The 12,759-nt window shown below is 70.7% G+C and carries 10 protein-coding genes and 1 rRNA gene; 5 read left to right on the forward strand and 6 right to left on the reverse strand.

Annotated features, from left to right (window positions below; translation table 11 throughout):
• Nucleotides 1-58: 58 nt before the first annotated feature.
• The 5 genes from ACTWQR_RS15355 to mtnA form a co-directional block, all read right to left on the reverse strand.
• Nucleotides 59-901, reverse strand: a complete 843-nt coding sequence (locus tag ACTWQR_RS15355; protein ID WP_443227586.1) for a ComF family protein — start codon at nt 899-901, stop codon at nt 59-61.
• Nucleotides 902-1,080: 179 nt separating this feature from the next.
• Nucleotides 1,081-2,931 carry an LpqB family beta-propeller domain-containing protein gene (locus tag ACTWQR_RS15360; RefSeq protein ID WP_443227587.1) on the reverse strand — a complete coding sequence of 617 codons (1,851 nt, stop codon included), beginning with the start codon at nt 2,929-2,931 and terminating at the stop codon, nt 1,081-1,083.
• The gene (mtrB, locus tag ACTWQR_RS15365) at nt 2,921-4,984 is read right to left on the reverse strand and encodes an MtrAB system histidine kinase MtrB (protein ID WP_443227588.1); all 2,064 of its coding nucleotides are present in this window, start codon (nt 4,982-4,984) and stop codon (nt 2,921-2,923) included. The genes ACTWQR_RS15360 and mtrB overlap by 11 nt, the downstream gene beginning before the upstream one ends.
• A gap of 1 nt (nt 4,985) precedes the next feature.
• On the reverse strand, nt 4,986-5,675 hold the full coding sequence (gene mtrA, locus ACTWQR_RS15370; RefSeq protein ID WP_188114266.1) for a two-component system response regulator MtrA: 690 nt from the start codon (nt 5,673-5,675) through the stop codon (nt 4,986-4,988).
• 8 nt (nt 5,676-5,683) lie between these two features.
• Entirely contained in the window at nt 5,684-6,829 is a 1,146-nt protein-coding gene (gene mtnA, locus ACTWQR_RS15375; protein WP_443227589.1) for an S-methyl-5-thioribose-1-phosphate isomerase, read from the reverse strand.
• Nucleotides 6,830-6,969: 140 nt separating this feature from the next.
• On the opposite strand from mtnA, the gene ACTWQR_RS15380 reads away from it, so the two are divergent.
• Genes ACTWQR_RS15380 through ACTWQR_RS15400 form a run of 5 tightly spaced genes read left to right on the forward strand, consistent with a single transcriptional unit; the run spans nt 6,970 to nt 12,604 of the window.
• Nucleotides 6,970-8,361, forward strand: a complete 1,392-nt coding sequence (locus ACTWQR_RS15380) for a DUF7544 domain-containing protein (protein ID WP_443227590.1) — start codon at nt 6,970-6,972, stop codon at nt 8,359-8,361.
• A gap of 4 nt (nt 8,362-8,365) precedes the next feature.
• Nucleotides 8,366-9,115 (forward strand): DUF4129 domain-containing protein, encoded by a 750-nt coding sequence (locus tag ACTWQR_RS15385; RefSeq protein ID WP_443227591.1) that lies wholly within the window; start codon nt 8,366-8,368, stop codon nt 9,113-9,115.
• A complete protein-coding gene (locus ACTWQR_RS15390; RefSeq protein WP_443227592.1) occupies nt 9,112-10,305 on the forward strand; it encodes a DUF4350 domain-containing protein in 1,194 nt (397 codons plus the stop codon). The genes ACTWQR_RS15385 and ACTWQR_RS15390 overlap by 4 nt, the downstream gene beginning before the upstream one ends.
• Complete coding sequence (locus tag ACTWQR_RS15395) at nt 10,305-11,294, forward strand: AAA family ATPase (RefSeq protein WP_443227608.1); 990 nt, start codon at nt 10,305-10,307, stop codon at nt 11,292-11,294. Before ACTWQR_RS15390 ends, ACTWQR_RS15395 begins: the two co-directional genes overlap by 1 nt.
• Nucleotides 11,294-12,604, forward strand: a complete 1,311-nt coding sequence (locus ACTWQR_RS15400) for a DUF58 domain-containing protein (protein WP_443227593.1) — start codon at nt 11,294-11,296, stop codon at nt 12,602-12,604. Before ACTWQR_RS15395 ends, ACTWQR_RS15400 begins: the two co-directional genes overlap by 1 nt.
• An 82-nt stretch (nt 12,605-12,686) precedes the next feature.
• Here the strand turns inward: ACTWQR_RS15400 and rrf are convergent.
• Nucleotides 12,687-12,759 (reverse strand): 5S ribosomal RNA (gene rrf / locus ACTWQR_RS15405); the annotation flags it as partial.

Consider the following 12,759-nt stretch of genomic DNA (forward strand, 5'->3'; position numbering starts at 1 on the left):
CGTACCTCCATTCAGGTGAATTGAACCTCTCACTACCTGCAACGACGCAACTTCCCAGTCAGTTCCAGTTTATTTCGAAAGACGAGGGAGATGCCGCGACCACCGCTGCGCTGATCATCTCTTCGGCGCTGTTCGTACCGCCCATTTCCCTGACCGCTTCCGGTCGCCCCATGCCTGTCATCGTCGCTGGTGCCGTCCCTTCCCGTGCCGCTTTGCGCGTTACTCGGCCGTAGGCACCGCGTGCCTCCGAGGAAGCGGCTCGCAGGGCCCGCGCGGCCTCCGCCAAGGACGCGCCCGTCGTCATCAGGTCGTCGACGAGCACGACCCGCCCGCCCCCGGCCAGCAGCCGGACGCCTCCTGCGGCCACCTCCAGGGCTCCGGCGAGGTTGTCCAGCCGCTGCCGTGAGTTGAGCCCCGACTGGTCGGCAACAGCACGCCGCTGCCGCAGTACGCCGAGCACCCGGGTCGGCGTCCCGGTGCGCCGCAGCTCACCGGCCGCGGCGAGCGCGATCCGCCGCGCCGGGTCATGCCCGCGCGCTCGCACCGCCCGCCGCGCGGACGGCACGGGAACGAGCAGCACCGGCGCCTCCGGACCGCCCGCTCCACCAGGCCCGAGCCCGGCCCGCACAGTCCCCGCCAGCACCACTCCGAGCGGCCCGGCGAGCATCAACGCACCCCGTTCCTTGTGGGCGAGGAGCGCCGCCCGCACCTCGTCCTCGTACGGAGCCGCCGCGTGCACCACCGGCAGCCCCGGCGGCTCCGGCACCGGTCGCACCCGGCACGGTACGGCCCCCATCAGAGCCGCACGGCACTCTGGGCAGAGCACCGTGCGAGGTCTCCCGCAGCCTCCGCACTCGGCCGGCAGCACCAGGTCGGTGAGGTCCTGCCACCACCCCCGCATGACCACCACTGTGCCAAGGCCCGAGCCGTCCGGCCACCCCTGTGGACAACTCCCTGTGGACAACTCAACGCACTGTCACGGCATGGCCCCTCACATGAGGGACCCACGAGACCGAGTCACGAGGAACCCACGAGACCGAGATGACGGACCGGCTCCATCGCAGACGGAGCCGCCAGGACTCACCCCGGATAGACCGGCGCCATCCCGGTCTTGACCACCTTCTGCCACTGCGAACCGGACGAGAGCCGCACGATCCCGTCCTCCGAGTGCGCCACCAGCGGCGCCCGTTCGTCCTCGGAGGCGGCGATCTCCTTCACGCCGGTGAGCGCGGAGGGCGCCGGGCCGACCGGGGTGGAGCCGTCGACCTGGACGTACCGGATCTGCTGGACACCGCGGGCCTCGCGCCCGACGACGACCAGGCGGCTGTCACCGGCCCAGGACATGGCCGTGACCTCTTCCAGCTGCGGCGCCGCGGACCGCAGCCCATCGATCTGCACTCCGGCCCGCCCGCTCGACTCGTCCTCCCGCTCGATCCGCCCTATGAGCAGGGAGGTCCTGCCTTCGTTCCGCACGATCAACGCGACCCGCACACCGTCCGCGGCCACCCGCACCGCCTCGATCCGCCCCTCGAGCCCTGCCGTCGTGACCACGATGGGCTCGCCCGCGCCCTTCTCCAGCAGAAGCAGCCGGGAGTTCTTCGGATCGCGGTCGGCCACCCACAGGTCACCGCTCGCGTCCCAGCTGGGCGTCGTCAGCCCGTCGTCCTCCGACGTGGCCGTGCTGCGCAGCACCGGTTCTCCGAGCGAGGCACCCGACGCGAGCGACCCGACGTACAGCGAACGCCCGTCGCTCGACACTCCGGCCGCGGTGTCCTCGTCCCGCGAGACCGCGGCCGCCCGCAGCGCCTTGTCGCCGTCGCCGAGCGCACCCGGCACCGGCGTGGGCGTCTGCTCGCTACCGCCGACCGGTATCCGCACGAGCCGTTTTTTCTCGCCGTCGATGAAGTACTCGTACGCAGCACGCTTCGCCGGGCCGTGCGCCACCGCGCTGTCGGCCCGCTGACCGGTGAGTACGCACAACTGCGCGCCGTCCGAGCGGAGCAGCTCCACCTCGTCGATGCCTGTGGGCGTCAGGTCCTGGAGGGTGAACAGGATCTGAGCCGCCATCTCGGTGCATGCCGTCTGCCCGACGCGGTCCGCCTTGTCGTTCAGCGGCACCCTCAGCTTGTTCTTGTCGTCGGGCGCCAACGACTTGACGCCCTTCTTCAGCGCAGTGCCCGTGGGGAAGCTCGTCCTGACCACCGGCTCGAGCCAGTTGGTCGGACCCTTCAGCAGCGAGCGGACCATCTGGGTCACCGGGTCCACCTGCTCGCGCACGTAGATGGGATCGGCTACGGCCCCGCGCTGCTCGTCCGCTCCGCCCTCCGAATTCGCCGCCAGGTAGTACTTGTTGACGGACTCGTAGTTGCGCTGGAAGTCGGACATGCCCATCACCAGGCCCTGCGGCAGCCTGTCGATGCGCCACTGCTTGGTGCCGTCCGCCTCTTTCTGCTCCGTGAGGTGCACCATCTCGTTGTACGTCCCCTTGGCGGGCTCGTAAGCGAACTGCGAGTCCACCTTGGCGACCTTTTCGCCGGTCAGCGCGTACTCGTAGCCGCCGGCCACCTCTCTGCTGCCGCTGTGCTCCGGCAAGAGGTTCGGCCCGTCCGCGAGCACCGTCGTCGACCGGTACGGGCGCCACTGCTTCGACGCGTCGTCGGTCAGGTACTTACGCGCCGTGTCGAACTGCGGATCGTCACTGGTCAGCGCCTCCAGGAAGCCCTGCACAATCTCCACCGGCAGGGCGTTCTCCCGCGGCGGTATGGCGAAGACCCGGACCTGTACGTCCGGTCGCTGCGAGGCCTCGACCCCGCGCAGATCCCCGCTGTCCGGCATCGAGGCGCACCCCGCCAGCAATACAGCTCCGCAGCCTGCGTACGCCACCACGCGCATCGGACGCCGACGGCCGACCCGATCACGGTCAGCGCCCACGAGATCCCTCCCCCTGCTTCACCTGATCCGGGTCCTCAGCGATACCCCGGCCGGCCTCGGACGCCGCGTCTCCTGGCGCCGTGGCCTGACCACGCGAATCCGCCGTGGGCCTTGGCACCACACGGGCACCGTTGCCGGGCAGTGCCGTCGGGTCCACCGCGCCCGCCAGCCTGGGGGCCACCGGCGCCCGCGGCGGCATCGGCGGTACGGCGCGCTCGCTTGTCGGCTGTGCGGGCACGGTGGCCAGCTTCTGCGTGCCGCCCAGAGGCAGCCCCGCGTCGTTCAGCCCGCGGTTGCGCCGCGAGTCCTTGGGCTCCAGGGGTATCGGCGACCCCCGCAGCGGCTCGTCCGCGGTCCGCGGCAACGTGAGCCGGAACTGCGATCCGCCTCCCGGCTCACCCCACGCCTGCAGCCAGCCGCCGTGCAGCCGCGCGTCTTCCAGGGCGATGGACAGCCCGAGCCCCGTACCTCCGGTGGTACGCGCGCGTGCCGGGTCGGCCCGCCAGAAGCGGCTGAACACCCGGGTCGCCTCCCCGGGCTTGAGCCCCACACCGTAGTCGCGCACCGCGACCGCCACGGCCCCGCCCGCCGCGGCGAGCTTGACCACGACGTCCTTGCCCTCGCCGTGCTCCACGGCGTTGACGACAAGATTGCGCAGCACCCGCTCCACCCGCCGGGCGTCCGCCTCGGCGACCACCGGCTGCTGATCCCCGACGACCCGGATATGGGTGCCCTTGCGCTCTGCGAGCGGCTCGGCCCCACTGATGACCCTGCGGACCACCTCCCGCAGATCAATCGGCTCGGCCTCCAGGGCCGCCGCGCCCGCGTCGAACCGGCTGATCTCGAGCAGATCCGCGAGCAGCGTCTCGAAACGGTCCAGTTGGTCGGCGAGCAGCTCGGCCGACCGGGCGGTCATCGGATCGAAGTCCACGCGCGCGTCGTGGATGACGTCGGCCGCCATCCGGACGGTTGTCAGCGGCGTACGCAGCTCATGCGACACGTCGGACACAAACCGCCGCTGCATCCGCGACAGGTCTTCCAGCTGCTGGATCTTCAGCTGCAGGTTCTGCGCCATCTTGTTGAAGGCCTCACCCAGCCGCGCGATGTCGTCCTCGCCGGTGACCTTCATGCGTTCCTGGAGGCGTCCGGCGGACAACCGCTCCGCGATCCCCGCGGCCATCCGCACAGGCGTGACGACCTGTCGCACCACGAGCCAGGCGATCGCCCCGAGCAGCACCACGACGAACAGGCCGGCTGTCGCGAGGGTCCCCTTGACCAGGCTGAGCGACTTCTCCTCCTGCGTGAGCGGGAAGAGGAAGTACAACTGGTACGGGTCCCCGTTGGGATCGTTGATCTCCGTACCGATGATCAGCCCCGGCTGGGAGTCCTGGCCGTTCGTGTACACGATGCGCGTGTAGCTCTGGGCGGCGCCGTCGTCGACCCGTTCCCGCAGGTCTTCGGGCACGCTGAGGCTCCAGCTCACATAGCCCGACGCCCGCGGCCCGAGGCTCCCGTTGTCGTTGTCCGCGGAAGGCGCGCTGAGGGTTACAACGCTGAACGCGCCCTGGCCGCCGCTGGACAGCGAGGTCACGAGGTCACTCATCCATCCGCTGACGTTCTGCACGGGGTTGTCGTCCGGGTCCGAGCTGTCCTCCCCGCCCGCGTCCGCCGCTCTGTCGGCCTCCTGCTTGGCAGCCGTGAACCCGCCCGTGGCCTGGCTCTGGGAGGCCTTCACCTTGGCGTCCAGCAGGCCGTTGCGCACCTGCCCGATCACGACGAAACCAAGCAGCAGGACGACGCCCAGCGACATCAGCAGCGTCGTGACGACAACCTTGAGCTGGATGTTGCGCCGCCACAACCGCATGACGGGCAGCAGCGGACGACGCACCCAGCGCATGAACAGCCGAAGGACCGGGCTGCCCTGGACTCCACCCTGCAGCAGCCCGCCCCCGACATACTCTCCCCAGCGGGAGCCCGTCGTCTTCCGGCCGACAGGCCGCCCCGCGCCGGGCCCCGGCTGACCGGGCGCCGAAGCGGCACTGTCCCGGGACACGTCAGCTCGGTCCGGCCTTGTAACCGACGCCACGGACGGTCACCACGATCTCCGGCCGCTCCGGGTCCTTCTCGACCTTCGAACGCAGCCGCTGCACATGGACGTTCACCAGACGGGTGTCCGCCGCGTGCCGGTAGCCCCACACCTGCTCCAGAAGCACCTCACGCGTGAACACCTGCCACGGCTTACGGGCCAGCGCCACCAGCAGGTCGAACTCCAGCGGAGTCAGCGCGATCGACGCACCGTCCCGCTTCACAGAGTGACCGGCCACGTCGATGACCAGATCACCGATCGCCAACTGCTCGGGCGCCGGCTCCTCCGACCTCCGCAGCCGTGCCCTGATCCTGGCCACCAGCTCCTTTGGCTTGAACGGCTTCACAATGTAGTCGTCTGCACCCGACTCGAGGCCGACCACGACATCGACGGTGTCGCTCTTCGCTGTGAGCATCACGATCGGCACCCCGGACTCCGCCCTGATCAGGCGGCACACCTCGATACCGTCCCGGCCGGGAAGCATCAGGTCCAGGAGCACCAGGTCGGGCTTGCTCTCACGGAAAGCGGCCAGCGCCTTGTCGCCGTCGGCTACGAAAGACGGCTCAAAACCTTCACCACGCAACACAATGCCGAGCATCTCGGCCAGTGCGGTGTCGTCATCGACGACAAGGACTCGTCCCTTCATAAACGACATCATCCCATTAACTAAATCGTTACCTGGCGTGACCTGTCACACAGCTCGGCCAGAGCCTCGGCTGTCACGGGCGACACAGCGCCCTCCTCGGTGACGATCGCCGTCACCAGCTCGGGCGGAGTTACGTCGAACGCCGGGTTGTACGCCTGGGTCCCCAGGGGTGCCACCGGTATCCCGCCTCCCGCTTCCGCTCCCGCCACCGGCACCTGGGGCGCTGTGATCTCCGTCACTTCATGACCGGCGCGCTGCTCGACCTCGATTGCTGCTCCGTCCGGGGTGTCCGGATCCACCGTCGTCGTCGGCGCCACCACGATGAACGGCACATGGTGGTACCTGGCCAGCACCGCGAGCGGATAGCTCCCCACCTTGTTCGCCACCGAACCGTCGGCCGCGATCCGATCCGCGCCGATCAGTACCGCATCCACCTCCCCCGCCGAGAACAGCGAGCCCGCCGCGCTGTCCGTGAGCAACGTGTACGCCATCCCGCTGCGCGCCGCCTCGTACGCCGTAAGCCGAGCACCTTGCAGCAACGGCCGCGTCTCGTCCACCCACAGCCGGCGCAGCCGCCCCGCCCGATGCGCCGCTAGCGCCACTGCGAACGCCGTGCCTTCACCTCCGGACACCAGCGCCCCCGTGTTGCAGTGCGTCAGGATCCGGTGGTTGCCGCCGGGCAGTAGTTCGTCCAGCAGCGCCAGACCATACCCCGCCATACGCGTGCTGGCCTCGGCGTCCTCCTCATGGAGCGCCCGAGCCGCGGCGAGCGCTGCCTCGGCGGCCTGCTTCTGGTCGCCACCGCCCCGGAGGACGGCACGGTGAGCCGCCTGGGCCCTGCGGACGCCGCGCGAAAGGTTCACCGCGGTGGGCCGTGCGCTCGCGAGCGAAGCCGCAGCGTCGTCCACGTCGAACCCTCGCACGGCGGCGAGCGCAACCCCGTAGGCCCCCGCGATACCGAGCAACGGCGCTCCTCGCACGGCGAGCGTACGGATCGCCTCCACCAGCGCCGGCGCGTCCGTGCACACCAGCTCGACCTCCTCCGCCGGAAGCCGCGTCTGGTCGAGGAGGACCAGCACAGGGCCTTCCGGTGGCTCGTCCCACCGGATCGCTGGTATCTCGGTGGGCCGGTTGTCCTCGCGGGATTCCGCGTACTGATCAGCCATCTGCCCAGTCTGCCGCCTACCGGGCGGACAATTGAAGGTGTGCAGCCCACACGGCGGCCGGTCACTTCCCGGGCACACCGTGGCACGATGGCTGCCAACCTGCCGCCGCGACCGCGGACGGGCACCGTGAAGGAGCGACGATGAGAGACACTCCGGGCTGGGCATCGCCCGGATCTGCCCCCTCCAACGGGCAGAACGGACAGGAACCGGAGACTTCCGGCGCTAACCAGTCCGGCCCCCCAGACCCCGCGGACCAGCCGGTTCAACCCAGCCCCGACCCATCTGGCGCAGGCTCGAAGTGGTCCAAGGAGCAGCCGCCGCCCGCCCAGTGGCCCGCGCCCGGCGGCCCCCAGGGCAGCCCACCCCAGACCCCGCCACCGCCTCCGTCCAGCCCTGGCTGGGGCGGCCAGCCTCCCGTCGGCCCCGGGGGGTACGGCGGTCCCGGCGGGTACGGCGGTCCCGGCGGGTACGGCGGTGGTTACGGTCCCGGCCCCGGCGGCTACCCGGGTTGGGGAGGCGGCTGGGGCGGTCCCCCGCCCGCAGCCAAGCCCGGCGTGATCCCGCTCCGCCCACTCGGCGTCGGCGAGATCCTCGACGGCGCGGTGTCGACCATGCGTACGCACTGGCGTACGGTCCTCGGCATCTCGCTGACCGTCGCGGTCTTCACCCAGATCGCCGTGATCCTGCTCCAGGGTTTCGCCCTGGACGACAGCGCCACCACGGACACCCTCAACGACCCCAGCGCCAGCGTCAGCGAGCTGAGCCGCGCCCTGGGCGACACGCTGCTCAGTTCCGGCGTCGTCCTGCTGATCACCCTGCTCGGCACCATCATCGCGACAGCCCTGCTGACGACCGTGACCAGCCGCGCGGTGCTCGGCAAATCGGTGACCACTGCCGAGGCCTGGCGCGATGCCCGGCCCCAGCTCGCCAAACTCTTCGGCCTGACCTTCCTGCTCCCGCTCATCGCCATCGCGATCGTCGCCGTGGGCACCCTGCCCGGCATCCTCGTCGCCCTCGCCGGCGGAGGCGACGGCGGCGTCGCGCTCGCCGTCCTCGGCGGCTTGGCCGCGGGTGTCGTCGTGCTCTGGCTGATGATTCGCTTCTCGCTGGCCTCGCCCGCCCTGATGTTGGAGAAACAGAGCGTCCTGAAGTCGCTGAGCCGCTCCGCGAAGCTGGTCCGCGGCTCCTGGTGGCGGGTCTTCGGCATCCAGTTGCTCGCCACGATCATCGCGAACATCCTCGCGTCGATCATCGTGATCCCGTTCACCTTCCTCGCCGCCGCGCTGAGCGGCGACGGGGTCAGCGGCTTCCTCAACAGCGGTACGGGCGACCTCGGCTGGACATTCCTCATCGTCAGCGGCGTCGGCTCGGTGATCGGTGCCGTGCTCACGTTCCCGATCACCGCCGGCGTCGCCGTGCTCCTCTACATCGACCAGCGGATCCGCCGCGAGGCTCTCGACCTCGACCTGGCCCGCGCCGCCGGTGTCCAGGGCTACGGCTCCGGCGCCCCCGGCTCCACTCCGGGGAGTTGATGCGGTGAGTCTGGCGGGGGGAGTTCTCACAGCGGTGCTGGCGCTGCCACGCACCGACGACGCGGCGGTATTCGCGCTGTCGCACTCCGGCGACGAGCCACCGGTGACGATCCCGCGCGACCCTGCGCGGGAGGCAGCCCGGCGCGAGCTCTCCAAGCGGATGTACCACGAGAACGACCCCAGCCTGCTCCAGCGCGCCTTGAACGCCTTCTGGGACTGGGTCGACAAACTGTTCGGCGCCGCCTCGTCCGCCACCCCGGGCGGCGCGCTCGGCCTCCTCATCGTCGCGCTGGCAGCCATGGCACTCATCGGCGCCCTCTGGTGGCGCCTCGGCACCCCTCGTCGTGGCCCGACATCGGCAGCCCCGCTCTTCGACGACCGGCCGCGCAGTGCCGCGGAGCACCGCGCCGCCGCCGAGGCACACGCGGCCCAGGACCACTGGAACCAGGCCGTCCAGGAACGCATGCGCGCCGTCGTCCGCTCCCTGGAGGAGCGCGCCCTGCTCGACCCCCGCCCCGGCCGCACCGCCGACGAGGCAGCCGCCGAAGCCGGCCGCACGCTCCCCGCCCACACGGACCGACTGCGCGCCGCCGCCCGGGACTTCGACGACGTGACATACGGCGGACGAACGGCCACCTCCGAGACGTACCACCGCCTCATGGAACTCGACCACGACGTGGAACGCACCAAGCCGGTACTCGCGAGCAGCGCCCAGAGCACGGCCCACAGCGTCCGCCAAGGGGCCGCCGAATGACCACCGAGGCCACGCTCCTCTCCACATCGGCCTCCCCCACCGCCCGCCAGGTGTGGACCCGCACGCGCGGTGTCGTGCTCGCGCTCGTGATCCTCCTGGCGGCCGCCGTTGCCATCGCCGCGGTCCGCTCCAGCGCCCAGCACGGCAGCCTCGACCCGCGCTCCGCCGACCCCTCCGGCAGCCGCGCCGTCGCCGAGCTCCTCGCGGACCAAGGAGTGTCCACGCGCGTGGTCACCACCCTGGACGAGGCGAGCACCGCGGCCGGACCCGATACGACCCTGCTGATCACCGACCCCGACCTGCTGACCGACCGTCAGCAGACCCGTCTCCACTCGGGGTTCGCGGATTCCGGCGGCCGCACCGTCCTCGTCGCCCCCGGCACCCCGTCCGTCGGCACCCTCGCCCCCGGAATCGATGCCGACTCCACCCCCAGCTTCGACTCCACGCTCCCACCCGACTGCTCCCTGCCTGCGGCCCAGCGAGCGGGCACCGCCGACACGGGCGGCATCCGCTACACGACGGACACGCCCGACGCCGATGCCTGCTACCTCAGCGACGGTCTGCCCACCCTGCTGCGTATCCCGGCGGCCGAAGGGGACGGCGACACGGTCGTGCTCGGCGCCCCTGACATCCTCCACAACGAACGCCTCGACGAGCAGGGCAACGCCTCGCTCGCTCTCCAACTGCTCGGTTCCCGCCCCCACTTGGTCTGGTACCTCCCCTCACTCTCCGACGACTCGGCCCCCGACTCCGGGGACCGCAGCTTCTTCGACCTGATCCCCTCTGGCTGGCTCTGGGGCACGCTGCAGCTCTTCATCGCCGCAGCCCTGGCCGCCCTCTGGCGCGCCCGCCGCCTCGGCCCGCTCGTCCCCGAACGGCTCCCCGTCGCGATCCGCGCCTCCGAGACCGTCGAAGGCCGTGCCCGCCTCTACCGCAAGTCCAACGCCCGCGACCGTGCCGCGGCAGCCCTGCGCTCCACCACCCGCACCCGCCTCGCCCCCCTCGCCGGCCTATCCCCCGCCCAGGCGCACGCGCCCGAAGCCCTGCTCCCCGCCCTGTCCGCCCAGCTCCACCGCGACGGACAGCCCCTCCAGTCCCTCCTCTTCGGGCCGCCACCCCGCGACGACGCGGCCCTCATCGCTCTCGCCGACCAACTCGACGCCCTCGAAAGAGAGGTACGCCGTCCATGATGGACCCGACCACTGACAACGCCGGGTATGCCGGGGATCCGGGCACCGCCCGCTCCTCCCTGGAAGCCCTGCGCGCCGAGATCGCCAAAGCCGTGGTCGGCCAGGACCCCGCCGTCACCGGCCTCGTCGTCGCCCTCCTCTGCCGCGGACACGTCCTACTAGAAGGAGTCCCTGGGGTAGCGAAAACGTTGCTCGTCCGGACCCTCGCATCCGCACTCGACCTCGACACCAAGCGCGTCCAGTTCACTCCGGACCTGATGCCCAGCGACGTCACGGGCTCCCTCGTCTACGACTCCCGCACATCCGAGTTCTCCTTCCAGCCCGGCCCGGTCTTCACGAACCTCCTCCTCGCCGACGAGATCAACCGCACCCCGCCCAAGACCCAGTCGTCGCTCCTCGAAGCAATGGAGGAACGTCAGGTCACGGTCGACGGCACCCCGCGCCCGCTCCCCGAGCCATTCCTGGTCGCCGCGACCCAGAACCCGGTCGAGTACGAGGGCACGTACCCCCTCCCCGAAGCCCAGCTGGACCGCTTCCTCCTCAAACTGACGATCCCCCTCCCGTCCCGCCAAGACGAGATCAACGTCCTCACCCGCCACGCCGAGGGCTTCAACCCGCGCGACCTACGCGCCGCCGGCGTGCGCCCCGTAGCAGGCCCGGCAGAGCTAGAAGCCGCCCGCGCGGCAGTCGCCAAGACAGCGGTCTCCCCCGAAATCACCGGCTACGTAGTGGACATCTGCCGCGCCACCCGCGAATCGCCGTCCCTCACGCTCGGTGTCTCCCCGCGCGGCGCGACGGCCCTCCTGTCCACAGCACGTGCCTGGGCCTGGCTGACCGGCCGCGACTACGTCATCCCCGACGACGTAAAGGCACTCGCCCTCCCGACCCTCCGCCACCGTGTCCAACTCCGCCCGGAGGCAGAAATGGAAGGCGTGACCGCCGACTCGGTCATCAACGCAATCCTCGCCCACGTCCCCGTACCCCGCTGATGGCCCTCACCGGACGCGCCGCCCTCCTGGCGGCCCTCGGCACGCTCCCCGTCGGTATCTGGGAACCCAGTTGGACGGGCATCCTCGCCGTGAACGCCCCCCTGGCCCTCGCCTGTGCCTGCGACTTCGCCCTGGCAGCACCCGTACGCCGTCTCGGCCTGGCCCGCTCTGGCGACACTTCCGTACGCCTCGGCGAAGCCGCCGCCGTAACCCTCACCGTCACCAATCCGACCAGCCGCCCCCTGCGAGCGCGCATCCGCGACGCCTGGCCACCGAGCAGTTGGCAGCCCGGCACGGAAGTCGCCGCTTCCCGCCATCAGCTGGCGGTCCCCGCAGGCGAACGCCGACGCGTGACAACGCGACTGCTCCCAACCCGCCGCGGCGACCGCCAGGCGGACCGCATCACCATTCGCTCGTACGGCCCTCTCGGCCTCTTCGCCCGCCAAGGCAGCCACAAAGTCCCGTGGACGGTACGCGTCCTGCCCCCGTTCACCAGCCGCAAGCACCTGCCTTCCAAGCTGGCCCGCCTGCGCGAACTCGACGGCCGCACCAGCGTTCTCACCCGCGGCGAGGGCACGGAATTCGACAGCCTCCGCGAGTACGTCCCCGGTGACGACACCCGCTCGATCGACTGGCGCGCCACCGCCCGCCAGACCACGGTCGCTGTACGCACCTGGCGCCCCGAACGCGACCGTCACATTCTCCTGATCCTCGACACGGGCCGCACATCGGCAGGCCGCGTCGGAGACATTCCCCGCCTCGACGCCTCCATGGACGCGGCTCTACTCCTGGCGGCCCTCGCCTCCCGAGCCGGCGACCGCGTGGACCTCCTCGCATACGATCGCCGAGTGCGTGCCCTGGTGCAGCGCCGATCCGCAGGCGATGTCCTTCCATCCCTGGTCAACGCCATGGCACGCCTCGAACCGGAGCTCACCGAGACGGACGCCCGCGGCCTCACCTCCACCGCACTCCGCACGGCCCCACGCCGCTCACTGATCGTGCTCCTCACGACCCTCGACGCGGCCCCCATCGAAGAGGGCCTGCTCCCCGTACTCTCCCGTCTCACCCAGCGCCACACGGTCCTCGTCGCGTCGGTATCCGACCCGCACATAGAGCGCATGTCCACAGCTCGAGGAAACACGGAGGCCGTGTACAAGGCTGCTGCCGCGGCCCAGGCCCAGGCAGAACGGCATCGCACCGCCGAGCAACTCACCCGCCACGGCGTGACTGTCGTCGACGCGACGCCGAACGATTTGCCGCCAGCGTTGGCGGACGCCTATCTGGCTCTCAAGGCAGCGGGACGTCTTTGAGCACTTACACATTGGAGCGAGAGGAGCTCCCTAAACGCAAGAAAGCCCCCGCACCGAAGTGCGGGGGCTTTCTCTAAAATTTGTTCGGCGGTGTCCTACTCTCCCACAGGGTCCCCCCTGCAGTACCATCGGCGCTGTAAGGCTTAGCTTCCGGG

Source organism: Streptomyces sp. 2A115, assembly GCF_052245575.1.
In the GTDB taxonomy this organism is placed as follows: Bacteria; Actinomycetota; Actinomycetes; order Streptomycetales; family Streptomycetaceae; genus Streptomyces.